The 24,046-nt window shown below is 69.2% G+C and carries 23 protein-coding genes, 1 tRNA gene and 2 pseudogenes; 17 read left to right on the plus strand and 9 right to left on the minus strand.

The window, feature by feature from the left end:
• Together H7965_RS32285 and H7965_RS20175 are read right to left on the minus strand one after the other, a co-directional pair.
• Positions 1 to 155, minus strand: a pseudogene (locus tag H7965_RS32285) (IS256 family transposase); the annotation flags it as partial.
• A 161-nt stretch (positions 156 to 316) separates the two neighbouring features.
• Positions 317 to 1,261, minus strand: coding sequence for an NAD(P)/FAD-dependent oxidoreductase (locus H7965_RS20175; RefSeq protein WP_229682661.1), 945 nt, complete (start codon positions 1,259 to 1,261; stop codon positions 317 to 319).
• Positions 1,262 to 2,087: 826 nt separating this feature from the next.
• Between H7965_RS20175 and H7965_RS20180 the strand changes: the two genes are divergently transcribed.
• Both H7965_RS20180 and H7965_RS20185 read left to right on the plus strand, forming a co-directional pair.
• Entirely contained in the window at positions 2,088 to 2,285 is a 198-nt protein-coding gene (locus H7965_RS20180) for a con-10 family general stress protein (RefSeq protein ID WP_186772393.1), read from the plus strand.
• Positions 2,286 to 2,482: 197 nt separating this feature from the next.
• Positions 2,483 to 2,824, plus strand: coding sequence for a DUF4267 domain-containing protein (locus H7965_RS20185; RefSeq protein WP_186772394.1), 342 nt, complete (start codon positions 2,483 to 2,485; stop codon positions 2,822 to 2,824).
• Between the two features lie 88 nt (positions 2,825 to 2,912).
• Here the strand turns inward: H7965_RS20185 and H7965_RS20190 are convergent, their stop codons facing one another.
• Together H7965_RS20190 and H7965_RS20195 are read right to left on the minus strand one after the other, a co-directional pair.
• Positions 2,913 to 3,137, minus strand: a complete 225-nt coding sequence (locus H7965_RS20190) for a stress-induced protein (RefSeq protein ID WP_186772395.1) — start codon at positions 3,135 to 3,137, stop codon at positions 2,913 to 2,915.
• A 208-nt stretch (positions 3,138 to 3,345) separates the two neighbouring features.
• Positions 3,346 to 3,747 carry an SPW repeat domain-containing protein gene (locus H7965_RS20195; RefSeq protein ID WP_186772396.1) on the minus strand — a complete coding sequence of 134 codons (402 nt, stop codon included), beginning with the start codon at positions 3,745 to 3,747 and terminating at the stop codon, positions 3,346 to 3,348.
• A 461-nt stretch (positions 3,748 to 4,208) separates the two neighbouring features.
• Here H7965_RS20195 and H7965_RS20200 point away from each other — a divergent pair.
• Positions 4,209 to 4,412: pseudogene (locus tag H7965_RS20200) on the plus strand (transposase); the annotation flags it as partial.
• Positions 4,413 to 5,171: 759 nt separating this feature from the next.
• Here H7965_RS20200 and H7965_RS20205 read toward each other — a convergent pair.
• Positions 5,172 to 5,245, minus strand: a tRNA-Gln gene (locus H7965_RS20205).
• Positions 5,246 to 5,407: 162 nt separating this feature from the next.
• On the opposite strand from H7965_RS20205, the gene H7965_RS20210 reads away from it, so the two are divergent.
• The 3 genes from H7965_RS20210 to guaB all read left to right on the plus strand — a co-directional run bounded on the left by H7965_RS20210 (position 5,408) and on the right by guaB (position 8,835).
• Positions 5,408 to 6,511, plus strand: coding sequence for a Ppx/GppA phosphatase family protein (locus H7965_RS20210; RefSeq protein WP_186772397.1), 1,104 nt, complete (start codon positions 5,408 to 5,410; stop codon positions 6,509 to 6,511).
• A 15-nt stretch (positions 6,512 to 6,526) separates the two neighbouring features.
• The gene (locus tag H7965_RS20215) at positions 6,527 to 7,204 is read left to right on the plus strand and encodes an RlmE family RNA methyltransferase (protein WP_186772398.1); all 678 of its coding nucleotides are present in this window, start codon (positions 6,527 to 6,529) and stop codon (positions 7,202 to 7,204) included.
• A 116-nt stretch (positions 7,205 to 7,320) separates the two neighbouring features.
• On the plus strand, positions 7,321 to 8,835 hold the full coding sequence (gene guaB, locus H7965_RS20220; protein ID WP_186772399.1) for an IMP dehydrogenase: 1,515 nt from the start codon (positions 7,321 to 7,323) through the stop codon (positions 8,833 to 8,835).
• Positions 8,836 to 9,006: 171 nt separating this feature from the next.
• Here the strand turns inward: guaB and H7965_RS20225 are convergent, their stop codons facing one another.
• Positions 9,007 to 9,792 (minus strand): SDR family NAD(P)-dependent oxidoreductase, encoded by a 786-nt coding sequence (locus H7965_RS20225; protein WP_186772400.1) that lies wholly within the window; start codon positions 9,790 to 9,792, stop codon positions 9,007 to 9,009.
• 328 nt (positions 9,793 to 10,120) lie between these two features.
• On the opposite strand from H7965_RS20225, the gene H7965_RS20230 reads away from it, so the two are divergent.
• From H7965_RS20230 to guaA, 3 genes are all read left to right on the plus strand, one after another.
• Positions 10,121 to 11,455: an RsmB/NOP family class I SAM-dependent RNA methyltransferase gene (locus H7965_RS20230; RefSeq protein WP_186772401.1), complete on the plus strand. Its 1,335-nt coding sequence runs from the start codon at positions 10,121 to 10,123 to the stop codon at positions 11,453 to 11,455.
• Between the two features lie 27 nt (positions 11,456 to 11,482).
• Positions 11,483 to 12,061, plus strand: coding sequence for a GNAT family N-acetyltransferase (locus H7965_RS20235; RefSeq protein WP_186772402.1), 579 nt, complete (start codon positions 11,483 to 11,485; stop codon positions 12,059 to 12,061).
• A 95-nt stretch (positions 12,062 to 12,156) separates the two neighbouring features.
• The gene (gene guaA, locus H7965_RS20240; RefSeq protein WP_186772403.1) at positions 12,157 to 13,734 is read left to right on the plus strand and encodes a glutamine-hydrolyzing GMP synthase; all 1,578 of its coding nucleotides are present in this window, start codon (positions 12,157 to 12,159) and stop codon (positions 13,732 to 13,734) included.
• A 458-nt stretch (positions 13,735 to 14,192) separates the two neighbouring features.
• Here guaA and H7965_RS20245 read toward each other — a convergent pair whose 3' ends face one another.
• Positions 14,193 to 14,972 (minus strand): family 16 glycosylhydrolase, encoded by a 780-nt coding sequence (locus H7965_RS20245; protein WP_186772404.1) that lies wholly within the window; start codon positions 14,970 to 14,972, stop codon positions 14,193 to 14,195.
• A 352-nt stretch (positions 14,973 to 15,324) separates the two neighbouring features.
• Between H7965_RS20245 and H7965_RS32015 the strand changes: the two genes are divergently transcribed.
• From H7965_RS32015 to H7965_RS31120, 4 genes are all read left to right on the plus strand, one after another.
• Positions 15,325 to 15,687: a transporter substrate-binding domain-containing protein gene (locus tag H7965_RS32015; RefSeq protein ID WP_390624585.1), complete on the plus strand. Its 363-nt coding sequence runs from the start codon at positions 15,325 to 15,327 to the stop codon at positions 15,685 to 15,687.
• An 18-nt stretch (positions 15,688 to 15,705) separates the two neighbouring features.
• The gene (locus tag H7965_RS32020) at positions 15,706 to 16,101 is read left to right on the plus strand and encodes a M20/M25/M40 family metallo-hydrolase (RefSeq protein WP_390624586.1); all 396 of its coding nucleotides are present in this window, start codon (positions 15,706 to 15,708) and stop codon (positions 16,099 to 16,101) included.
• Positions 16,102 to 16,143: 42 nt separating this feature from the next.
• Positions 16,144 to 16,275: a hypothetical protein gene (locus H7965_RS31115; RefSeq protein WP_261394318.1), complete on the plus strand. Its 132-nt coding sequence runs from the start codon at positions 16,144 to 16,146 to the stop codon at positions 16,273 to 16,275.
• 205 nt (positions 16,276 to 16,480) lie between these two features.
• Positions 16,481 to 16,681 carry a hypothetical protein gene (locus H7965_RS31120; protein WP_229682662.1) on the plus strand — a complete coding sequence of 67 codons (201 nt, stop codon included), beginning with the start codon at positions 16,481 to 16,483 and terminating at the stop codon, positions 16,679 to 16,681.
• 360 nt (positions 16,682 to 17,041) lie between these two features.
• Here H7965_RS31120 and H7965_RS20260 read toward each other — a convergent pair whose 3' ends face one another.
• Complete coding sequence (locus H7965_RS20260) at positions 17,042 to 17,551, minus strand: cupin domain-containing protein (RefSeq protein WP_186772405.1); 510 nt, start codon at positions 17,549 to 17,551, stop codon at positions 17,042 to 17,044.
• A gap of 111 nt (positions 17,552 to 17,662) precedes the next feature.
• On the minus strand, positions 17,663 to 18,676 hold the full coding sequence (gene cysK, locus H7965_RS20265; RefSeq protein WP_186772406.1) for a cysteine synthase A: 1,014 nt from the start codon (positions 18,674 to 18,676) through the stop codon (positions 17,663 to 17,665).
• Between the two features lie 292 nt (positions 18,677 to 18,968).
• Here cysK and H7965_RS20270 point away from each other — a divergent pair, with 292 nt between their 5' ends.
• From H7965_RS20270 to H7965_RS20285, 4 genes are read left to right on the plus strand one after another with little or no spacing between them, the layout of a single operon-like run.
• Positions 18,969 to 20,141 carry an acyl-CoA dehydrogenase family protein gene (locus H7965_RS20270; protein ID WP_186772407.1) on the plus strand — a complete coding sequence of 391 codons (1,173 nt, stop codon included), beginning with the start codon at positions 18,969 to 18,971 and terminating at the stop codon, positions 20,139 to 20,141.
• Positions 20,142 to 20,166: 25 nt separating this feature from the next.
• Entirely contained in the window at positions 20,167 to 22,266 is a 2,100-nt protein-coding gene (locus H7965_RS20275) for an acetate--CoA ligase family protein (protein ID WP_186772408.1), read from the plus strand.
• Positions 22,263 to 23,219 (plus strand): Bug family tripartite tricarboxylate transporter substrate binding protein, encoded by a 957-nt coding sequence (locus H7965_RS20280; protein ID WP_186772409.1) that lies wholly within the window; start codon positions 22,263 to 22,265, stop codon positions 23,217 to 23,219. Before H7965_RS20275 ends, H7965_RS20280 begins: the two co-directional genes overlap by 4 nt.
• Positions 23,216 to 23,959 (plus strand): enoyl-CoA hydratase/isomerase family protein, encoded by a 744-nt coding sequence (locus H7965_RS20285; protein WP_186772410.1) that lies wholly within the window; start codon positions 23,216 to 23,218, stop codon positions 23,957 to 23,959. The genes H7965_RS20280 and H7965_RS20285 overlap by 4 nt, the downstream gene beginning before the upstream one ends.
• The last annotated feature ends 87 nt before the right edge of the window (positions 23,960 to 24,046 follow it).

Consider the following 24,046-nt stretch of genomic DNA (forward strand, 5'->3'; position numbering starts at 1 on the left):
CGTCTGCGCCCCAGCGCCGCCTCGAGTTCCTGCTCTACCAGTTCCTCGATCAGCCCGCGGATCCGGCCCCGTAGGCCTGCCTCGATTGGGTCGAACCAGGCCTCTCCAGCAAACAGCGCCTGCTCGGCAGGCCCCTTGCTGCTATCCTTGCCCATGGCGTGGTCTCCGCCGGCGCGCCAACGCCGGTCATGGCTCGTTGAACAAGCCGGAGACTACGCCACCCCGATTTCCTACCACACCCGCGACAGCACCCATGACCGGCCGCGCCTGTGGTGCTGCCCTCGGCCAGTGTCAGCGAGCATGCCAGCGCCTGGCCTCAGCCGCTGTCGTCGGGCTCGTCTTCGGTTGGCATTTCGCAGCGGTTGTGGATATGCGTCGCGGCAGTCGCAGCATGGCCCATTGCGACCACGATCTGGTCCAGCCCGTGCACGATGTCGCCCGCCGCGTAGAGTCCCTTCACCGTGGTCTGGTTGTGCCCATCCACCAACAGCGCACCGGAAGCGTCCTGCTCCGCGCCAAGCGCGCGGGCCAGACCGGACCGATAATCGAGACCCAGGGCAGAGTATAGCACCTCGAAGCGATGCTCGCTTCCGCCGATCCACAGCGCCGCGATGCGTCCTTCGGCAATGTCGAGCGCTGCAACCGGCTCCTCGACGATGCTGATGCGGTGCTGCGTCGCGACGTCGCGCTGCTTGGGATCCAGCTTCAGGCGCTGGCCGAGCGTCAGCAGCGTCACGTCGTTGGCGTAGGTGCGGGCAATGAAGGCGGCCTCGCCAAGCCCGCGGGCGCCGTGGCCGATGACCGCGATGCGGCGCCCCCGCGCCTCGAAGCCGTCGCAGATCGGGCAGTAGCGCACCAGCCCGCGTCGCACCGCATCCGGCAGATCGGGCAACTCGGGCTCCACGTCAACCGCGCCGGTGGCCAGCAGCACGCGCCGTGCCGTGATCTGCTGCTCGCGCCCGGTCGCCTCCGCCAGCGTCGCCACGAAGCCGTCGCGCGTCTTCCGCAACGCTGTCACGCTCCCGGCACGGATCGGCACGCTGTAGCGCCGGGCGGTCTCGACCTGACGGGCAAGAAGGTCGGGGCCGGCAATGCCATCGGCAAAGAACGGGATATTATGGCTGGTAGGGATCCAGGCGGCGCGTGGTTCGCCGCTGTCCACCACCAGGACGCGGCGGCGGAAGCGCGCGAGGTAGAGTGCCGCCGTCAGCCCGGCCGGTCCGCCGCCGATCACAAGGCAGTGCAGCGTGTCGTCGCTCATGGGTGTCATCGCTCGGCAGCCTCCTCACAGGATGCGCCATGCAACGCACCGGCGTGCGGTTCGGACCACGGTGCCGGCGAGGCCGGGCTGCGGCAGTGGCCATGAGCCGAGGCGCTGCCCTGCCGGTCGCCTCATCGGCGTGTTCCTTGCCTGCGCCCTGGTAGTTGCGGCCGGCCGAGGCGTCGCCCCGTCCGGGCCGGCCGAACCGCCTGCGGTTAGCGTCGCCGAGGCGGTGCGCCGCAGCGTCATCAAAAGCGACGAGTTCATCGGCCGTATGCAGCCATCCATCGGATCGGATTGGTGGCACGTCTCTGCCTTTCTGCAGGAGCGGTGCTTGAGGAGGGCGCCGAGGTGAAGGAGGGTGATCGGCTCTACCCGCCGGAGCGGGCGCCCTATGAGGCGGACGTCACGGTCAGCCAAGCTTCCGTCGCCCAGGCCGAGACGGAGCTCGCCAATGCGCGGCTCGCCCCTGCCCGGGCGCGGAAACCGCGGCCGACCAGCGCGGGCAAGCTGGTCGCGCTCGACAATGCGACGGCACAGGAACGTCCGGCAGCCGCCCAGCTGCTGGCGGCTCAGGCGCAGGTGCGCCAGACGCAGATCAACCCCGGCTGCACCGATATCCGCACCCCGATCGATGGCCGCAGCGGCCGCACCGCTGTCACCGTCGGCAACGGCGTCGGGCCGAATTCCGGCGTGCTGGCGACCGTCGTCAGCCAAATGGCGGCGCTGCACCCGCCGTGCTGCGCCGAACCTGCCAGCGCGGGAGGCGTTCCCCTCGGGCTGACCCAGCGGGTGCTCCCGCTCGCCAGGTTGATGGAGAAAGCCAATGGCACACAGCCAGTCGCACAAGCAGGACGCCAAGCACCACGGCAGCGGCCACGCCTCGGCCGAGGGCAAGAAGGGTGTGTCGCAGGAGACCGTGGGCAGCGGCAAGGAGCACGACCCGAACAACTTCGCCAACGATCCCGCCCGCGCCGCCGAGGCCGGCCGGAAAGGTGGCCAGAACAGCCACAAGGGCGATTAGGCCGGTGACCGCCGGCCGCTGGCCGGCGGTGAGGCGGACCATTCGCCGGGTTGGGATGGGCAGGCGCACGACCATGCGCCTGCCTCGGCATGGGAGGGAGGGCCTGATCGTTGGCGCGACCGCCACGACGATACCCGGAAGCGCCACCGATCCGGGATCCGGCCGCTTGGCCGGCCCTGGTTCCGGCAGTCGTGCTCATGGTCCTCGGTGTCGTCTTCATTGCCGCGCCGGGGCTGGGCGGCGCAATATTCGGCATGCCGGCCCCCGAGGGGGGAGGCGCCGCTTGGCTCGCGGTCGTCGGGCTGCGTGACCTTGCCTTCGGCGGCTACATCCTCGCGCTTGCGCGGCTCTCGACTCGCTGCGCCGTCGGCGTGGTGCTGGGCGTGACAGCGGTGATCCCGCTCGGGGACGTACTCATCCTTCTTGCCGTGCGCGGCCTTTCCTCGCCGGGACACCTGCTGCTGCACTTGGCCAGCGCCGGGGTCATGGCTGCCGCCGCGGCCTGGATGCTGCGCCACCAGCCATCGGCGGAGTTGTAGCCACACTCGCCGGGAAGCCTGGCCTTCGATGTTCGTCCAGCCTCATGTTCCTCACGCAGAGCACCAGAAAGCCCGAGTTGGCAAACGGTCAGCGGTCCGAACGCCGCGCCGAGCCCCCGCCGCCCTCGTTGCCACCGCTGATCTTGCTCCTCGTCTCGCCGGTGACCGGGCTGCTGTTGCCCGTCCCGAGGCGGTCGGACTCCTGTCCGCCGCTCCTGCCCGCCTCAGAGGCCCGGTCCGCCCGCTCCATTTTCTGGCGGCCCTGGTTCTGGCTGCCTGCCTGCTTGCCCTTGATCTGATTGTCGCGGGTCATGTGTTATCTCCTCGTCTGATCATCGGCACCTTTCTGCCGAACGCCGCCGGACCGCCGCGCCTTCGACGGGGCCTTCGCGCCGGATTACCGGGAGACATTCGTGGGCTTCCTAGAGGCCATCGAACGCCATCTTGGCCCCGCCGACCTTCCTGAGCAGATCATCCAGCAGCACTGAGCCGGGAACGCACGCACTCACGCCGATCGAGGCCTAGTGCCGCCGGTCGGCCACCGTGGCGGTGTGCCCCGCGGCCGTGGCTGCGGCCGTCTCTGGGGTCGTACGCGTCGTCAGCCCCGCGCCGATCTCGAGCAGGCCGAGGATCAAGTGTGGCCAGAACACCCGGTCGGCGAAGCCAAATAACCAAGGCGACACCGCCAGCAGCGCACCGGCCGCGACATCCAGGAAAAGGTGGACCGGCATCGGGATCATCTTGACGACCCCGAGTTCGTAGTTGGTCAACAGCGCGGCGCCGATCAGCGCGGCGCCGACGATCTGCGGGATCCATTGCGCGGTGGTGCCGTCGGCGAAGCCGAGGATGTAAGGCGCGACGATCAGCAGCGCCCCCATGAGGTAGTCGATCATGCCGTGTGTGCGCGTGGAGATGAATCGCATTTTGCGCTCCTCCGGCGCCCCAGCGCCGTACCTTAAGCAATCCAAACGCCCGGTGGATCGCCACAGTTCGTCACGTGCAGGCAACGCCCGGCGGATCAGCGGCCTTGGCGTGGAGGCTCGTCATGCGCCGGCCGTGGGGTGGAGATGCCGTCGCGTTGCCCGGTCCACTCCTCGCCGGCCAGCGCCAGCAGCGCGGAAGCTGCGGCCCGTGGCCGCGCAGTGCCTGGCAGGTCGCGTGCGCCATCACCCGCCGGCGCGGGGCGCGGCGAAACGGATGCAGGCTGGCGAAGACCAACCACAGATGGCGGCCCATGTCCGAGCAGCGCGCCTAATCGACGACAGGGTCCTGTCGCTGGGCGTGGTGTAGGACCTGACCGCCGCTGAGGCGGCGGTCACCGTGTTGGTTCATGGCAGGGTTGGGTTGCTGAGACCGACAACCCCTGGACCATGGACCAGCCACGATGACCGACGACACGATGGCCCTTCGGGGTCTCTTGGAGAAGTCTGCCGACGCCTCCTTCCTGCGCGAGATGATTGGCTTCGCCGCCCAGCGCCTGATGGAGCTGGAGGCGGGCGAGCTGACCGGGGCTGCCCATGGCGAGCGCAGCTCGGACCGCCTGGTGCAGCGCAACGGCTACCGGGACCGCGACTGGCAGATCGGGGCGCTGCGGCGGCTGGAGTTCCCCGAAGGCCTGTAGCGGCGCTATGGCTTCCCGGCACCTGGCACGGCGGACGGAGCTGGAAAGGGATTCGGTTCCGCGGGCGAAGGTGTGGTATGCGGCGGCCGGCGGGCAGCGGACTGATCTGACGTATGGGTATGTGACCTGCGGGAAGAGGCGGCGGGGGGACCGCACGACCTGGGACCTTGCTGGCGGATGTGAGCCTGCCGATTTCGGTCCGCTGGGCAGTTTCCGAGGCAGGCGAATAGCGAAGCCAGGACGCTGTCTACCACCCGTACTCGTGACGGAACCAACTGCTCTGGGCGGAGGTTTGGCTGACGGATCATCCGATGGACCCTATGCCATGCGGAAGTCGCTGCTGCCTCTCGCTCTGTGCGGCATCCTGGTGGCCGTTCCCACCCTTTCGCAGACCGGTCCGGGCCGGCCACCGGGACCACCGGGCGCCGGTTTCGAGGCGCCTTCTTCGCAATCGCCACATGTCGGTTCCGAACGCGCGGGTGCCGATCGTTCTTCGCCCGGAGCGCCGATAGACCTCGGCCCACAGACCCCGGATGCGAATCGGGCCCACAGGGGCGGGGGAGCTGTTCTGGAGGCTGCCCCAGGCGCTCCCGCACCCATGCCACAGCCGACCCCGCCGCATGACAGGCCGGAGCGGCGCTAAGGGCTTGAGGTTGCTGGCAGGAGGAATGGCTCCAGGCAATGCCGGAACCAAGAGGCCGAGCTTCGGAAGATGCTCAATGCAGGTGGCTGGGGGACCTGGATTCGAACCAAGACTGCCCGAGTCAGAGTCGGGAGTTCTACCGTTAAACTATCCCCCACCGGGACACCGCCAGGGCGTCAGCCCGTGCGGAGCGGCGTGCTACCACTTCAATCCGAACCCTGCAACCGCCCGGATGTGGAAAGCGCTTGCCCGGGGGACCACATACCCGGATCATGCGAATGTGCCGCGCCGCGGCGTAGCCCTTAAATTGGCTCTGACAATGCCTGATGATGCCGTTCCGATCAGCCTCCCGGCAGGGGGGCTCGCCGCGCCGCCCCGCCCGTCGGCGGAACGGGAAGGGCACAGCCATGGCCCAGCGCGCTACGGCGCCGCACCGGCCTATGCCGCACTCGACCTTGGCACCAACAACTGCCGATTGCTGATCGGCGCCCCGCTCGGCACCGGCTTCCGGGTGGTGGACAGCTTCAGCCGCATCGTCCGGCTGGGGGAAGGGCTCGCGGCTACGGGACAACTCTCCGAAATCGCCATGGAACGCGCCCTCGGCGCCCTCGCCGCCTGTGCCGACAAGCTGCTGCGCCGGCCGCTTCGCAGCGTCCAGGCGGTCGCCACCGAAGCCTGCCGCCGTGCCACCAATGGCGCCGCCTTCCTCCACCGCGTCGAGGTCGAAACCGGCCTCCGCCCCCGCATCATCTCGGCCCGCGAGGAGGCCGAGCTGGCGATGGAATCCTGTGCCCCGCTGCTGGAGGCCGGGGACCGCCGCGCCCTGCTCTTCGACATCGGCGGCGGCAGCACCGAAATCGCCTGGATCCGCATTCCCGCCGGCGGCCCGCCGGTCGCCGAGCTTATCGGCTACATCTCGCTCCCGCTCGGTGTCGTTACCCTTGCCGAGCGCGCCGGACATTCCTGCTTCACCGAAGAAGGCTTCGGCGCGGTGGTCGAGGAGGTGGCGGCGCAGCTCGAGGCCTTCGACCGGGTGCACTGCATCGGCCAGGAGATCCGGGCCGGCGGGGTCAGGCTGATCGGCACCAGCGGCACCGTCACCACCCTGGCCGGAGTTGCCCTCGCCCTGCCGCGTTACCGCCGGCCGCTGGTCGATGGCTGCCGCCTCGACGTACATGTCGCCGACCAGGCGCTGGGCGACCTCTTCGCCCTCGGCCGGGCGGGCTTGGCGGCGCACCCCTGCGTCGGGCCGGAGCGGGTGGAGTTCGTCCTGCCCGGCTGCGCCATCTACGCCGCCATCCGGCAGATCTGGCGGGTGCCAACCCTGACCGTCGCCGACCGCGGCCTGCGCGAGGGCATGCTGCTGCGCATGATGCGGGCCGACCGTCACGGCCTTCGCGGCGCGCCACGCCGCTATTCCTGAAGGACTGCCCGTACCATGAAAGCACCGACGCCCGGCGGGCGCGGCCTGACCACGCGTCTGAAGACCGCCAAGGGGCGCAGCACCGCCAGCCAGAAGTGGCTGGAACGCCAGCTCAACGACCCCTATGTGCGCGCCGCCCAGGCCCAGGGGCTCCGCTCCCGCGCCGCCTTCAAGCTGATCGAGCTGGATGACCGCTTTCACCTGCTGAAGCGCGGGGCACGGGTGGTGGACCTCGGCGCCGCTCCTGGCGGCTGGACCCAGGTGGCGGTGCAGCGCTGTGGGGCAAAGGTGGTGGCGCTCGACCTGCTGGCGATGGACCCGGTGGCCGGCGCCACCGTGCTCCAGGGCGACTTCCAGGATCCGGAGGCGGAGCAGGCGGTGCTGGCGGCGCTTGACGGCCAGGCCGATCTGGTGCTGTCCGACATGGCGCCCAACACCACCGGGCATAATGCAACCGACCATTTGCGGATCATCGGCCTGGCCGAGCTGGCGCTGGATTTCGCGCTGCGGGTGCTGGCGCCGGGCGGCGGCTTCGTCGCCAAGGTGTTCCAGGGCGGCACGGAGAAGGCGCTGCTCGATACGTTGAAGCGCAGCTTTGCCACGGTCCGCCACGGCAAGCCGCCGGCCAGCCGGAAGGACAGCGCGGAGCTCTACGTGGTGGCAACGGGGTTCCGCGGCGCCCCGCCCGCCTGAGGGCCGCGATCCTCCCTTGCCCCGGCGCGGCCAATGGGTCTAAGGGGACCCGCCAAGGTCGCGGATCGCGCCGCATTGGCGGGCGCAGAGCCCGCACGCTGCGAAAGGTTCCGCCCATGGCTTCCGAATCCCTGAATGACGCCTCGCCGCAGGCGCCACGCCGCGGCTTCACCATCGCGGAAGCCTATGCCTTCGACGATGTGCTGCTCGTTCCGGCCTATTCCGCGGTGCTGCCGCACCAGACCGACACCCGTACCCGGCTGACCCGGGAGATCTCGCTCCACATCCCCCTGGTCGCTGCGGCCATGGACACCGTCACCGAGGCGCCGATGGCCATCGCCATGGCTCAGGCCGGCGGCATCGGCGTGGTGCACAAGAACATGACGCCGGAGGAGCAGGCGGCGCAGGTCCGCCGGGTGAAGAAGTTCGAAAGCGGCATGGTGGTGAACCCGGTCACCATCCACCCCGACCAGACCCTGGCCGAGGTCCGCGCCATCCAGGACCAGCACCGCATCAGCGGCATCCCGGTGGTGGAGCGCGGCAACGGCCGGCTCGTCGGTATCATCACCAACCGCGACGTCCGCTTCGCCACCGATCCCGGCACCCGCGTCTATGAGCTGATGACGCGGGACAACTTGGTCACCGCCGATCCCGACATCACCGCCGACCAAGCCCGCGCCCTGCTGCACCGCCACCGGATCGAGAAGCTGCTGGTGGTGGACGAGGCCGGGCGCTGCATCGGCCTCATCACCGTCAAGGACATGGACAAGGCCCAGGCCAACCCGAATGCGGTGAAGGACACGCTCGGCCGGCTCCGCGTCGCGGCCGCCACCGGCGTCGGCGAGGACGGGATGAAGCGGGTCGAGGCGCTGGTCGCCGCCGAGGTGGATGTGGTGGTGGTCGACACCGCGCATGGCCATTCCGGCGGGGTGCTGGCCGCGGTCGAGCGCATCAAGCGGATGTCGAATGCGGTGCAGGTGGTCGCTGGCAATGTGGCGACGCCGGAGGGGGTGGAGGCGCTGATCCGCGCTGGCGCCGATGCGGTGAAGATCGGCATCGGCCCGGGCTCCATCTGCACCACCCGCATCGTCGCCGGGGTCGGCGTGCCGCAGCTGACCGCGGTGATGGAATGCGCCGCCGCGGCGCGCGAGGGCGGCGTGCCGGCCATTGCCGATGGTGGCATCCGCACCTCCGGCGACATTGCCAAGGCGATCGCCGCCGGCGCCGATTGCGTGATGATGGGCAGTCTCTTCGCCGGCACGGATGAGGCGCCGGGCGAAGTCTTTCTCTACCAGGGCCGCTCCTACAAATCCTACCGCGGCATGGGCAGCCTGGGTGCCATGGCCCGCGGCAGCGCCGACCGCTACTTCCAGCAGGAGGTGCAGGACACGCTGAAGCTGGTGCCGGAAGGCGTCGAGGGCCGGGTTGGCTACAAGGGGCCGGTTGGCGCGGTGATCCATCAGCTGGTCGGCGGGCTGCGCGCCGCCATGGGCTACACCGGCAATGCGACGGTGGCGGAGATGCAGCAGAACGCCCGCTTCCGCCGCATCACCGGCGCCGGGCTGCGCGAGAGCCACGTGCACGACGTCGCGGTGACGCGCGAGGCGCCGAACTATCGGCAGGACGGGTAGGCTCTCTGCCGGGAAGCAGGTAATTTCCCTTCAGAGGCAATGGCAAGCGGGACTCTGCCCCGCCCTCGCCATGAAGCGGTTGTCCGAACAGCTACGCCCGAACCCAGGCCGGGGGCCGGGGGGACGCTTGTCCCCCCAGCCGGAGTTCGGGGACAGCGTCCCCGATCTGCCTCAGGGCTGCATATGGCTGCCGCCGCTCACCGTCATGTTCTCGCCGGTGATGTAGACTGCGGCATTAGAGACCAGGAAGCAGATCAGCGGCGCCACTTCGGACGGCTCGGCGTAGCGGTTCAGCGGGATGCGGGCCATGGTCTGCGCCGCGAATTTCTCACTGCGGATGGTCTCGGTCATGGGCGTCACCACCGTGCCGAAGCCGACCGAGTTGCAGCGGATGCCGTAGCGGGCCCATTCCCGGGCGCCGGTCATGGTCATGCCGAACAGACCTGCCTTCGCCGCCGAGTAATTCACCTGGCCGATGCTGCCGCGCTTGCCGGCGGTGGAACTGATGTTGACGATGCCACCGGTGGTGCCGGCCGGCTGCGGCATGTCGGCCTTGGCGCGGTCGATCATGTGCCGGCCGACCGCCTGCATCATCAGGTAGCAACCGGTCAGGTTGACATCGATCACCGCCTGCCACTGCTGCATGGTCATCTTCGCGAACATCGCCGGGCGGGTGATGCCGGCATTGTTCACCAGCCCATGCACTGCGCCGAAGCGTTCCACCGCCTGGGCGACGCAGGATTCGGAGAAGCCTTCCTCGGCGACGTTGCCGAGCACGCCCAGGGTGCGGTCACGGTCCATGCTGCTGACCGCCGCGGCCAGCGTGTCCGGGTTGCGCTCGACGATCACGGCATTGCCGCCAAGGTCGAGTACCAGCTCCGAGATCGCCTTGCCGATGCCCTGGCCGGCGCCGGTGACGATGACGGTGCGCCCGGTGAGATCCATCGGGTTGCGCATGAACATTTCCTCCTTCTGGGCTACGCGGCGCGAAGTCTGCACGCGGAAGCCGCGCACGGCCAGACGGCCCGGACGATCGGAACGCATCCGACAGGAAATTTCGTGGTCTTCCGCCCCTTGATCGGGCCAAGATGGCAGGCCGGCGTGCTTCGGGCTAGGATGGCGGGGCGCTCGCCGGGGTGGTGCCCGCTGCCTAATCCGGAGACTCGCCCCGCCGCGGTCGCGCGCCGCCTCCGCGATGCCTGTGGTCTGATGCCCATGCCGCCTGGCCCGGCCTACAGGCTGCCACAATCCTCACCGACCCTGCCGTCGTGCCCCGGAAGACCCAATGACCCCTGCTGCCCGCCTCGCTGCTGCCATCGACCTGCTGGCGGCGCTGGAGGCCGAGTCCCGTCGCCCTGCCGACGCCATCGCCAATGATTTCTTCCGCAGCCGTCGCTACATCGGCGGTGGCGACCGTCGCGCCATTTCGGAACGCGCCTGGGGCGTGGTCCGGCAGCGCCTCCGGCTCGACTGGTGGCTCGGCCGCGTCGGTGCCCGGCCGACGCCCCGCCTGCTTGTTGCCGCGCAACTGCTGCTGGGGGAGGGGCTGAAGGTGGCCGAGGTGCTGGCCACCTTCCCCGGCGGGCAGTACGCTGCCCCGCCGCTGAACCCTCCGGAGGAGAAGCTGCTGCGGGCGCTCGACGCCCGCCGCCCCGGCAGCCCCGGCCTGGTGCATCCCGGCATGCCGGAGAACATCCGGCTCGACCTGCCCGAATGGGTGATGCCCGGCTTCCGTGCCCGCTTCGGCGACCGGCTGGCGGAGGAAGCCACGGCGATGGAGGTCGAGGCGCCGCTCGACCTCCGCGCCAATCTGCTGAAGGCTACGCGGGAAGCCGCCGCCGCCGCCCTCGCCGCCGAGGGCATCGAGACCGAGCCGACCCGCTACTCCCCTTGGGGCCTGCGGCTGCCGTCGCGCCGCCCGGTGACCCAGACCCGCGCCTTCACCGCAGGCATGGTCGAGGTGCAGGACGAGGGCAGCCAGCTCATCGCCCTGCTGGCGGATGCACGACCCGGAATGCGGGTCCTGGATTATTGCGCCGGCGCCGCGGGCAAGACCCTGGCGTTGGCCGCCAGCATGGCGAACCGCGGCCGGATTACCGCCTGCGATGTCTCCGTGCCGCGGCTTGAAGGGGCGGTGCGGCGGCTGCGCCGGGCCGGCGTCGACAATGCGGAACGGCATCTGCTGGTGGCCGGGGACCGCTGGGCCAAGCGCCGCGCCGGGCAATTCGACCGGGTGCTGGTGGATGCGCCCTGTACCGGTACCGGCACCTGGCGGCGCAATCCGGATGCGCGGCTGCGGACCGGCCCTGCCGACCTGACGGAATTATGCGTGAAGCAGGGCGAAATTCTGTCAACCGCGGCCGAACTTGTGCGTCCTGGTGGGCGACTGATCTACGCTACCTGCTCGCTGCTGCCGGAGGAGGATGAGGCACAGGTGAACGGCTTCCTGGAACGCCACCCCGACTATGCTCTGCTGCCCCTGGCTGCGGCCTGGGACGAGGCGCGCGGGCGTTTTCCGGAACTGGGGCCGGTGCCGGTCGTTGGCGACCTGCTGGTCACGACCCCTGTACAGCATGGCACTGATGGCTTCTTCGCCGCCGTTCTGCAACGGAGGTCCTGACTCAGGGCCTGGGAGAAAGCGCGCCGCATGATCTGCATCCGCCGTGCCCGGCCCGCCGACGCCCCCGCCATCGGGGCTGTCCATGTCGCCACCTGGCGCACGGCCTATGCGGGCGTGCTGCCGGATGACTACCTCGCCGGCCTGTCGCCGCTGCGCCATGCCGCCGGCTATGAGCAGGCGATCACCGACCGCCACAACGGCCATGCGGTCTTCGTCGCCGTCGTCAGCGGCGCCGACGCACCGGAGGGGACGCCGGCCGGCGAGGCGACCGTCGTCGGCTTCGTCTCCGGCGGCCGGGCACGCCGGCCGGGCCTGGCCCAGGGCGAGATCGAGACGCTTTACCTGCTGGAAGACTACCGGGAACGCGGCGTCGGCCGGCGGCTGATGCGGGCTATTGCGGCGCATCTGGCCGCCGTGGGCTGCCGCTCCGCCATGCTCTGGGTGCTGCAGGACAACCCGACCCGATGGTTCTACCGCCGGCTCGGCGGCAGGCCCGCGGCGCAGGAAGCAATCCGCTTCGCAGGCCAGACCATGGGGCAGCTTGCCTTCGTCTGGGATCCGATCGAGACGCTGCTGGCGGCGACGGCGCCGGCGGCGGAGGGATAGCCGTTCCGCTTCCGGGCGGCTCCGCCACCCGGCAATCCGCTTCGGGGCTGCCGCAACCCTTGCCTCGCGGCCGCCCCTATGGTGCAAGCTGCCCCATGGCCGACCCCACCGCCCCCGCCGCCCAGCGGCACGACCGCATCCTGATCCTCGACTTCGGCAGCCAGGTGACCCAGCTGATCGCCCGGCGACTGCGCGAGACCGGCGTCTATTGCGAGGTCTGGCCCTTCACCGCGAGCGGCGAGCCGATCCGCGAATTTGCCCCGAAGGGCATCATCCTCTCCGGCGGCCCCGCCAGCGTGACGGAGGGCGAATCGCCCCGCGCGCCCCAGGCGGTGTTCGACAGCGGCCTGCCGGTGCTCGGCATCTGCTACGGCCAGCAGACCCTGGCGGCGCAGCTCGGCGGCACGGTGGAGAGTGGGCATCCCGCGGAATTCGGCCGTGCCTTCATTGATGTCACCGCCGAATGCGCCATCACCCAGGGCCTCTGGGCCAAGGGCGCGCGCGAGCAGGTGTGGATGAGCCATGGCGACCGCATCACCAGGCTGCCGCAGGGCTTCCGGGTGGTCGCCGCCAGCGAGGGCGCACCCTTTGCGCTGATTGCCGATGACACCCGGCACTATTACGGCACCATGTTCCATCCGGAGGTGGTGCACACCCCGCATGGCGGGGCACTGCTGAGGAATTTCACCCATCTGGTCTGCGGCTGCCGCGGCGACTGGACCATGGGCGCCTTCCGCGCCGAGGCCATCGCCCGCATCCGCGCCCAGGTCGGCAGCGGGCGGGTGATCTGCGGCCTCTCGGGTGGGGTCGATTCCAGCGTGGCGGCGGTGCTGTTGCACGAGGCGATCGGCGACCAGCTCACCTGCATCTACGTCGACCACGGGCTGATGCGGGCGAATGAGAGCGAGCAGGTGGTCGGCACCTTCCGCGACCGCTTCAACATCCGCTTGGTCCACCGCGACGCCAGCGAGCTGTTCCTGGCCCAGCTTGCCGGCGTCACCGACCCGGAGCTGAAGCGCAAGACCATCGGCCGGCTGTTCATCGAGGTGTTCGAGGAGGAGCAGCAAAAGATCGGCGGCGCTGATTTCCTGGCCCAGGGCACGCTCTACCCGGATGTGATCGAGAGCGTCAGCGCCACCGGCGGGCCGAGCGTGACCATCAAGTCGCACCATAATGTCGGCGGCCTGCCGGCGCATATGCGCATGCAACTGGTGGAGCCGCTGCGAGAGCTGTTCAAGGATGAGGTCCGGGTGCTCGGCCGCGAGCTTGGCATGCCGGAGGAGATCGTCGGCCGGCATCCCTTCCCAGGGCCGGGCCTCGCCATCCGCATTCCTGGCGAGGTGACGCGGGAAAAGGCCGAACTGCTGCGCAAGGTGGACACCATCTATCTGGAGGAGATCCGCAGCGCCGGCCTCTACGACGCCATCTGGCAGGCCTTCGCGGTGCTGCTGCCGGTGCGCACCGTGGGGGTGATGGGCGATGGCCGCACCTATGACAGCGCCTGCGCGCTGCGCGCCGTCACCAGCACCGATGGCATGACGGCGGATGTCTATCCCTTCGACATGGGCTTCCTGACCCGCGTCGCCAATCGCATCGTCAACGAGGTACGCGGCATCAACCGGGTGACCTACGACATCACCTCGAAGCCGCCTGGCACCATTGAGTGGGAGTAGGGAAAGCAGGCAACCTGCATCCGTGCTCATGCACCGGCGCCACTTCGTGAAGCTGCTGCACATGCTCAATCCTGCGGCCTGGAGCCGCTAAGCTGAATTCACATCAGCTCGTCAGGAACGGGACCCTCAAGGTCACAAGGGCGTTCCGCACGGGATGTGCGCAACGCACGCCGAGGTCGTCAACCAGGACCTGCTCGCGTTCATCCGGGCCTGACAACCACCACGCTGGTGGAAGCGCTTTCGCAGCCGATCCGCGGCAATGTCGCAAGGTTGAAGCAGCAGGGTAGATCCGCCGTGAAGGCCGTCGCCGCACCACCGACGGGCGACTACGGCGCCCGCTGCGGCCGGCTCGTGATCACGGCCGGTTCTTCACGAGGCTGTCCTATGATGGCCTCTGGGATCAAGGCAACGCCCGTGTCGGGCATGGAGCGGTCCGTTCCCGGACCGCCCCGCGCCGTTCAGACGGCCCAGATGTCGCCACCGCTGGCCAGCGTCGACCAAAACTCGGCCTGCCAGTCGTCATTGCCATCAGTGTAGTTGTGGGCATTCCACGCCGCTTCCCAGGCCGGCCACCACGACTGCTGACCATCAAGCGAGGTCTCGCCAGCCGGCACGAAGCTGTCCTGCGCGTCCGCCTGCGCGACCGCATTATCCGCGTTCCGGCTGCCACCACCGCTGGCACCGGATGCGGTGTAGGACACCTCGTACACCGTAATCGAGGTGTCGTGGCTGCGGTTCATCAGCCCGATCACCTCGTTAACGCCGCCATTCGCATAATCGGCGCCGATGCCTTCATTGACCGAGCCCATCCGCTCACCATCGACGTAGTAGGTGATGCTGCCGGGCTGCCAGTCGAGCGTGTAGGTGTGGACCTGGCTTTCGTCGATGCCGTCGAAGTTCACCACATTGTAGCGATCTCCGCCACCGGACTCGAAGTGCACGGCGCCGTAGGCGCGACCGTGGATCACCTCGACGATGTCATATTCCGGCCCTGGCCACTTGTCATTGCCCGGCCACAGCAGTGCCGCGGAGCCTTCGGTGTCGCCGTGCAGTTCCGCGACGACCTCATAGGTGCCGTATCCATGTCCTGCCGAGGCACCGGACGGCTTCTCCATGATGCCGCCGGTCGCACCGCTGATCGTCACCTGGCCTCGCACGCTGGTGTCGATGTTGGCATTGCCCCAGACGTGGTTGAGCGCGCCAACCCCGTTGTCGAAACTCTCGACGAAATCCGCCATTATGCATTCCCCCATCAGGAAGCATGTCGGGGTCAGCGTGCCCACAGGCCTTCAGGCCGAGTGCGAGCCGCAGCCGGAGATGATCTCTCTCCGCACTCCCCGACATCCTCTGTCCGAAGCGCGCGTACCGCGTTCCGGGCCGGCAGGCGCTGCCGACGGGGCGTGGGTTACTCGATGAAAAATTCAGATACAAGCATTGAACATCATATACGTTACTGACTGTAAACTGTGAAACCCGCTTCACACTTGGGGAAACGACAGTTCGTTAAGATCTCGGAAACGAGTGCAGGCAGCGCTCGTGGCACACTGGCCGGCACACGGCAGCTCCACTTTGTAACAGGGAGAGACGATCATGGCGCCGATGCTAAGGGCCCCTTGGTGGCATAGTGGTGGCACTCGGCATGGCGAGGCCGCATCGACGCAGCCCGCGTCCGACACTCCCGCACGCAGCCAACTCATCTGCGACATCACGGTGAACGCGCGCGGCTTCGCGCTGCCGGATGCGCGCGGCGTGTTCCGCGGTTTGGATGCCGATGCGTGCCGCGCCGCCGCGATTCTGGGTGACGCAAGCAAGGTGCGCTTCGTGCCGACCACCACGCAGGTGCGCTTCACTGCGCTGCAATCCGGCGAGGTCGACATGCTGGCGCGCAACACCACTTGGACACTGGGCCGGGAGAAACAGCTCGGCTTGGCCTTTGCCAGCATCATTTTCTAAGATGGCCAGGGCTTCGTGGTGAAGCGGGCCACCGGCGTCACCTCGGCGCGGCAGCTGGATGGCGCGACGATCAGCGTGCAGCCCGGCACCACCACCACCGAGCTGAACTTGGCGAGCTACTTCTGCATCATCGATGTGATGTCGGAAAGCCCGCTCGAGATGTGGGCCTGCGAGATGTGGAGCTGGCCGCCCTACTGCGCGACCATCCACGATGGCTGGATGCACTGCCGCGGTGCGCATGACATGAAGTCCGGCGTCGCCGCTACGATCTTCGCCATGGATGCGCTGCGGACCGCCCGCCTCGCCCCTGCTGCCGACGTACACATCCAGACAGTGACGGAGGAGGAGAGCACCGGCAATGGTGCGCTCTCCACCGTGGTGCGCGGCGTACCGGTGCATGCCGCGGAGGCGTAATCGGGCTCCAACGTTATCCTCTCCGCCTATCACCTGATCCAGGTGCTGCAGGCCCACACCGCGCGGCTGAACGAGGCGGCGCGGGCCGATCCTTGGTACAAGGACATCGACAGCCCGCTGAAGTTCAACCCCAGCATCATCCGCGGCGACTGGGCCAGCTCTACCGCCGCCTAGTGCGAGGTGGATTGCCACATCGGCCTGCTGCTCGGCACCGAAGTCGCCGAGGCCCGCGCCGGTGTCGAGCGCTGCGTCGAGGCAGCGGCAACGCTGAATGATCTCCTCGCCAGCAACCCGCCACAGGTGGAGTGGCACGGCCTCCTCGCCGATGGCTATGTACTGGAGCCGGGCAGCGAGGCCGAGGCGGTGCTGGCTGCCGCCGATGCCGGCGCGCATCACCACGCCGGTGAACGACACCCGGTTCTACGGCCTCAATTTCGGCAGCCCCGGGCTTTGCTATCGGCTGAAGGGGGAGGGGGCGCATGCCTTCGACGAGCGCACCAGGCTGGCCCATCAGAAGCGGACGACGCTGGGCATTGCCGCCTTCATCGTGAATTGGTGCGGCACCCGGCCGGCAGTCTGATTCCAAAGGACCAGTTTTGCGATCGGTCCGAGGCCGCTTTTGCGGCCCGCCTCCGGTATGGTGAAACCAAGCAAACGGAGGTTTGCGCCTGGCGTTTGAAAGGGACTTGAACGTGTCACCAATCAGGGCCGCTGGCATGAATGCCACGTGTGGTGACCTGACGCACGGCGCCGGCAGGGGCGAGCGGCAAGGATGCGGGCTGGGTGGAGCCGGATGCACCGGGCGCCACCCGACGCCGGTCCGGCCCCCTGCGGGCGCAGGACCAGGCGTGTCGCGGCTGATGTCCCTCCCTCCAAACTTGGCCGAGGCCTTCGGGCCTCGGCCATTCTTTTGGGTGGGCGCGTCAGCCCGGGCGCGGAGTCACATTCCGCCGGTCTTGTGGATCGGGTCGATCCACAAGACCGACTCCGGCTTCTCCACCGGCTCGATGTCGAGGTTCACGACCACCGCTTCATTGTCCGAGCGCACCAGCACGCATTGCAGCGTCTCGTCGGAACTGGCGTTGATCTCCTGGTGCGGTACATAGGGCGGCACGAAGATGAAGTCGCCCGGCCCGGCCTCGGCGACGAATTCCAGCTTCTCACCCCAGCGCATCCGCGCGCGGCCGCTGACCACGTAGATCACGCTCTCCAGCGCGCCATGATGGTGCGCGCCGGTCTTCGCGTCCGGATGGATATGCACCGTGCCGGCCCAGATCCTCTGCGCCCCGACGCGGGCGGCATTGATCGCGGCGGCGCGGTTCATCCCCGGCGTTTGTGCGGTGTTGACGTCAAGGCTGTTGCCGGGAATGACGCGGACGCCACTGTGCTTCCAGCCATCGGGCGGGGTGTGATTCCCCTCGAGGGGGTGGTGGTGACCGTCGTGCGGCATGGCAGGGTCCTTCGGCGTGGTCTCGTTCCCCGAGCATAGGCCGGTTGCCGCCAACACTCCACTGGAGTGGTTCGGAATGATCCACCGTCCGGCCGCGTACCATCCGCCGCCCTACATCCCGGCGAACAGCTCGGTCGAGAGATAGCGCTCGGCAAAGGAGGGCGCGATGCCGACCACCAGCCCGCCCTGCAGCCCAGGCTCCCGCGCCACCTCCAGCGCCGCATGCAGCATGGCGCCCGAGGAGATGCCGACCGGAAGCCCCTCAAGCTGGGCGCAACGGCGGGCCGCGGCGATGGCTTCCCGTTCGGTGACCCGCACCACCCGGTCGATCACATCAAGGTCGAGCACCGCCGGCCGGAAGCCGGCGCCAATACCCTGGATGCCGTGCGGCCCCGCCTCGTCGCCCGAAAGCACCGCGCTTTCGGCCGGTTCCACGCCGATGACCCGAAGGCCCGGGCGGCGCGGCTTCAACGCCCGGGCGACGCCGGTCAGGGTGCCGCCGGTGCCGATGCCGCCGATAACCACATCGACCAGCCCGGCGGTATCCCCCCAGATCTCCTCCGCCGTGGTCTGGGCGTGGATGTCGGGGTTGGCCGGGTTGTCGAACTGCCTCGGCATCCAGGCCCCGGGGGTGGCTGCGACGATCGCCTCCGCCCGGGCGATGGCGCCGGCCATGCCGCGGCGGGCGGGGGTGAGCTCCACCTCCGTGCCCATCAGCCGCATCATCTTGCGCCGTTCGATGCTGGCGCCGTCGGGCATGACGACGATCAGGCGGTAGCCCTTGGCCGCGGCGACGAAGGCCAGGGCGATGCCGGTGTTGCCCGAGGTCGGCTCCACCAGGGTGGAACGGCCCGGGGCGATCAGCCCGGCCCGCTCGGCGGCTTCCACCATGGCCAGACCGATGCGGTCCTTGACCGATCCGAGCGGGTTGAAGAACTCCAGCTTAAGCGCGAGGTCGGCGACCAGCCCATCGGCCGCCTTCAGGCGCGGCAGGCGCACCAGGGGGGTGGCACCGACCACCTCCAGCACGCTGCCGAAGATTCGGCCTCGGGCGGGCAGCGGCGGCGAGGCCGGGACGGAGGGCTCGGCGGTGCGGCGGCGGCGTGGGTTTTCACCATCTGGCATAGGCAATCCGCTAGCACGGTTTGTCCCCGGCGTTCAGGGGCGTTTTTCGCTTTTTCGACCGCCGGGCGGCTTCTGTTCCGGACCCGCACGGGAGCCGCTCCGCTTTCGGGGCTTTTCCGGCAATCTGCGTCGCCCGGGTGAGCCGAACCGGGCGGAGTTCCCGATATGGCGGGCCGCGCTTGGGTCTGAATGCCCATCTGCCGCAGCCGGTTGGGTGGTGGGGCGGCTCCGGCTTCCGGGGCGTTCACGCCCGTCCCTGATCCGCCCTAGCCTGCCGGCCGGGAGGACACCAATGCTCTACACCGAGGACCACCACCGGCTGATGGCAACGGTTCGGCGCTTCGTCGCCGAGGAGATCGATCCCTTCGTCGACGCATGGGAGGAGGCGGAGCGCTTCCCCTCTCGCGCCCTGTTCCGGAAGGCGGGCGCGCTCGGCCTGCTCGGCATCACCAAGCCGGTGGCCTTCGGCGGCGGCGGGCTGGATTTCTCCTATTCGGTCGCGGCCGGGGAGGCGCTGGGCGGGATGAAGGCGCAGGGCGTCGGTATGGCACTCTCGGTGCAGTCCGACATGGCGACGCCGGCGCTCGCCGCCTACGGCAGCGACATGCTGCGGCGCGAGTACCTGGCACCGGCGCTGGCCGGGGAGGTGGTGGTGGCGATCGGCGTCTCCGAGGATGGGGCGGGCTCCGATGTCGCCTCCATTCGCACGCGGGCGCGATCCGACGGCGGCGACTACGTGGTCGACGGTGGCAAGATGTGGATCACCAACGGCATGGAGGCCGACTGGGTCTGCCTGCTGGCCAACACCGGGGAGGGGAGCGCGCACCGCAACAAGTCATTGATCGTGCTGCCGCTGCGCGAGACCCCTGGCGGGCCGGACCGGCCTGGTGTGACCCGCCGGAAGATCCGCAAATTCGGCATGTGGTGCAGCGACACCGCGCAGCTTTTCCTCGATGGCGTGCGGGTGCCGAAGCGCAACTGCATCGGCGAGGAGGGCATGGGCTTCACCTACCAGATGCGGCAGTTCCAGGAGGAGAGGCTGAACGCCGCCGCCCGCCGCCTGGCGATGACCGGCCTCATCGAGCACGTCGCGGACTACCTGCGGCAGCGCCCGGCCTTCGGCAGGCCGCTGCTCGACAATCAGTTCATCCAGTTCAAGCTGGCCGAGCTGAAGACCGAGATCGAGGCGCTGCGGGCGCTGGTCTACCGCACCACCGAACTCTACGTCGCCGGCGAGGATGTCACCGAACTGGCTTCGATGTGCAAGCTGAAGGCCGGCCGTCTCTCACGCGAGGTGGCCGATTGGTGCATGCAATTCATGGGCGGCCAGGGCTACGCCTGGGAGTGCTGGGTCAGCCGCGCCTTCCGCGATTTCCGCCTGGGCTCGATCGGCGGCGGCGCCGATGAGGTGATGCTCTCGATCATCGCCCGGCGCATGGGGCTGGACGGGAAGCGAGTACGGTAGTTTCCTGCCGCATGAGGAAACATCCATGATCGAACATCGAATCTGCCTGAGCCGCGTCGTCAATCCGCGCTCCGTCGCCGTCATCGGCGCCTCGGACGACGTGGGCAAATTCGGCGGTCGGGTGATCCATTACCTCATCAAGCACGGCTATCCGGGGCGGCTGCTGCCGATCAACCCGAACCGCGCGACGATCCGCGGCCTGCCGGCCTATCCCGGCATCGGCACCGTGCCGGAACCGGTGGATGTGGCGATCCTCGCCGTGCCGGTCGCGCATCTGCTGCGCCAGGTCGAGGATTGCGCCGCCGCCGGCGTCGGCGCCTGTATCATCATCACCGGCAAGCTGGCCGATGCCGGGGCGGAGGGTGCGGCGCTGCAGGACCGCGTGCTGGAGGTCGCGCGAGCGGCGGGCATGCGGCTGGTCGGACCCAACTGCCTCGGCATCTTCAACATGACCGATGCGGCGATGCTCTCCTCCTCCCTGGTGCTGGAGGCGGAGCGGGTGAAGCCGGGCGGCATCGGCATGGTCAGCCAGTCCGGCGCGCTGATGGGCACCCTGGTCTCGGTCGGGCTGCATCACGGCGCCGGCTTCAGCCGCTGCATCTCGGTCGGCAACCAGGCCGATCTGGAGCTGTGCGATTTCCTCGACTTCCTGATCGATGATCCGGCGACCCGGGTGATCGCCCTCTACATCGAGGGGCTGAAGGATCCCGCGCGCTTCGCGCCGTTGCTGCGGCGCGCCCGCGCGGCGGGCAAGCCGGTGCTCTGCGTCAAGGCCGGGCGCAGCGCGGCCGGGGCACAGGCGGCGCGCAGCCACACCGCCAGTTTGGCTGGCAGCTTCGCCGCCTTCGAGGCGGTATGCCGGGAAGCCGGCGCGGTGCTTTGCGACGACCCCGCCGTGATGGTGCAGGCGGCCGATGCGCTGGATCGGCTGCCGCGCCTGCCGCGCGCCGGCATGGGGCTCGCCGTCATCGCCTCCTCCGGCGGCAGCACCGTCACCACCGCCGACATGCTGCCGGCGCACGGGCTGCGGCTGGGCGAGATGGCCGAGGCGACCCGCGCCGAACTGCGCCGCTGGATGCCGGAAAGCCATGTCCACCTGCCACTCGACACCGGCAGCTTCGATGATGGCACCAGCGAGGACGGGCTCTCCGCCTGCATGCGCTCCTTCATGGCCGACCCCGATATCGGCGCGGTGGTGGTACCGATGACCACCCAGCCGGCGATGGCGGCGCGCGCCGCGTTGTTCCCTGAGCTTTGCCGGCAGGGCGGCCGGCCGGTGCTCTTCGTCATGACGGCGGCCGAGGTCGGTGATGCGGCGCGGCAGGCGCTGCGGGCGGCGGATTTCCCCTTCCTCGACCGGGTTGCCGATTCCCTGGCCGTGCTGCGGGCACTGGAGGCGGAGTCCGCGGGCCGAGACAGGGCGGCGCTGCCGCCGCCGGAACGTCCGCCTGGCGCCGGGCCGGCACCGGCGCTGCCCGGAGGCGCGCTGACTGAGGCGGAGGCGAAATCCCTCGCCGCGGCCTATGGCGTTCCGGTGACCCGCGGCGTGCTGGCGCAGGACGCCGATGCGGCGGTGGCAGCGGCCGAGGCCATCGGCTTTCCGGTGGTGCTGAAGGGCGTCAGCCGCGCCGTGGTGCACAAGAGCGACCTCGGCCTGGTGAAGCTGAACCTCGCCGATGCCGCGGCGGTGCGCGCCGCTTTCGCTGCCCTGCCCGACATCCCGTTGGACGGTGTGCTGGTGCAGGAGATGGCGCGCGGCGAGGCCGAGCTGATCCTCGGTGCCCGCCACGAGCCAGGCTTCGGCCCGCTGGTGCTGGTGGGCACCGGCGGCGTGCTGGTGGAGGTGCTGCGCGACGTGCAGGTGGCGCCGGCGCCGCTGCGCCCTGCCGACGCCGAGGCGATGCTGCGGCGGCTGGCGCTCTGGCCGGTGCTGGCCGGGGTGCGCGGGCGGCCGGCGCTTGACGTCGCGGCGGCGGTGGATGCGCTGGTGCGGCTGTCCTGGATCGCCGCTGATCTCGGGCCGCGGCTGGTGGAGATGGACCTCAACCCAATCCTGTTGCGCGCGGTGGGTGGCGGCGCCGTCGCCGTCGATGCGCGTGCCACGATACACGGAGATGACGCATGAAGTTGTTACGCCGTGCCCTGCTGGGCGCCCTGGCCGCACCGGCGCTGGCGCGGGCACAGGGCGGCTATCCCAACCGTCCGATCACCATAATCGTGCCCTACCCGCCCGGCGGCAGCACCGACAACATCACCCGGCCGGTCGCCGTGAAGCTGGCGGAGGTGCTGGGGCAGAATGTCGTCATCGACAATCGCGGCGGCGCGGGCGGCTCGATCGGCGCCGCAGTGGTCGCCCAGGCGAAGCCGGATGGCTATACCCTGCTGGCCTTCCCGACCGCGGTGATGACCATCAGCCCTCATATGATGCGGCTGCCCTATGACCCGGCGAAGGATTTCGTCCCCATCTCCCTGCTCTGCATGTCGGAGGGAGTGATGGCGATGCACCCGAAGGTGCCGGTGCGCGACATCCATGGGCTGATCGCCTATGCCAAGGCCAATCCGGGCAAGCTGCGCTTCAGCTCCGCCGGCAACGGCACCATCACCCAGATGACTGGCGAGATCTTCGCTGCCGCTGCCGGCATCCAGTTGGAGCACATCCCCTATCGCGGCTCGGCCCCGGCGCTGACGGCGGTGATGGCAGGCGATGTCGAATTGCAATTCGATCCCGTCGCCATTCCCGCGGTGAAGGAAGGCCGGCTCATCGGCATGGCCGCCACGGGCGAGTTCCGTTCGAGCGAACTGCCGGATCTGCCGACGTTGCGGGAGCTGCAGCTTTATGGCGATGGCGGCCTGTCCTTCCACGCACTGGCCGGGCCGGCCGGGATGCCGCCGGAGGTGATCACGCGGCTGACCACGGCGCTGGAGCAGGTGCTGGCCATGCCGGAGGTGGCGCGCATCGTGGCACCGGTCGGGTTGCGGCCGAGATTCGAAGCGGGCGAGACCTTCGCCCGGCGCATCGCGCGCGACCGCGAGATCTTCGGCGAAGCGGTGCGGCGGACAGGAGCGAAAGTGGAATGAGTACTGAACACATCAAGGTATGGGACGACGGCCCGGTGCGCATCGTCGCGCTGAACCGCCCCGACAAGGGAAATGCCATCACCAAATTGATGGCCGAGGAAGTCCAGGCGGCCATGCAGGATTTCGCCGCCTCCGACCAGCGCGTCGCGGTGCTGACGGCGATGGGCAACAAGGCCTTCTCCTTCGGCGCCGACGTGACCGAGCCGCCGGAGCTGTGGCGCGCCGTGCCCAATGTCGGCTGGCAGACCGACAAGCCGCTGATCGCCGCGGTGGAGGGCTGGTGCATCGGTGGCGCGCTGGTGCTGGCGATGATGGCCGACCTCGCGGTCTGCGGCGCCAAGGCCAAATTCTACTACCCTGAGGCCAAGCTCGGCCTCACCGGCGGCATGATCGCGGCGCTGCCCTCCCGCATCCCGCACAAGATCGCCATGGAGCTGATGCTGCTCTGCCGCACCTTCGATGCGGCGAAATCGGAGCGGGTCGGGCTGGTGAACGAGGTGGTGCCGGAGGGCGAGGCGTTGGCCAAGGCCATCGAATGGGGCAAGGAGATGGCCGGCTTCGCGCCGATGGTCACCGGCACGCTGAAGCGCATGGTGCTGGAGGAGATCCTGCCGCGCGGCCCGTCCGAACAATGGGCGCTGCATGGCGCGCGGCTGGCCAGCATCCGCGAGTCCGAGGATTTCAAGGAAGGCGTCGCGGCTTTCCGCGACAAGCGGCCCCCGGCCTTCCGCGGGCGATAGAGCGGAGGGGCGTGAAGCCGCTCTCCAAGCAACAGGCTACAGCGGGGCAGCGTCCAGACATGCACGCAATCCGCTGTAGGGTCGCGC

Origin of the sequence: Siccirubricoccus deserti (assembly GCF_014283215.1) — a bacterium.
Taxonomy (GTDB): Bacteria; Pseudomonadota; Alphaproteobacteria; order Acetobacterales; family Acetobacteraceae; genus Siccirubricoccus; species Siccirubricoccus deserti.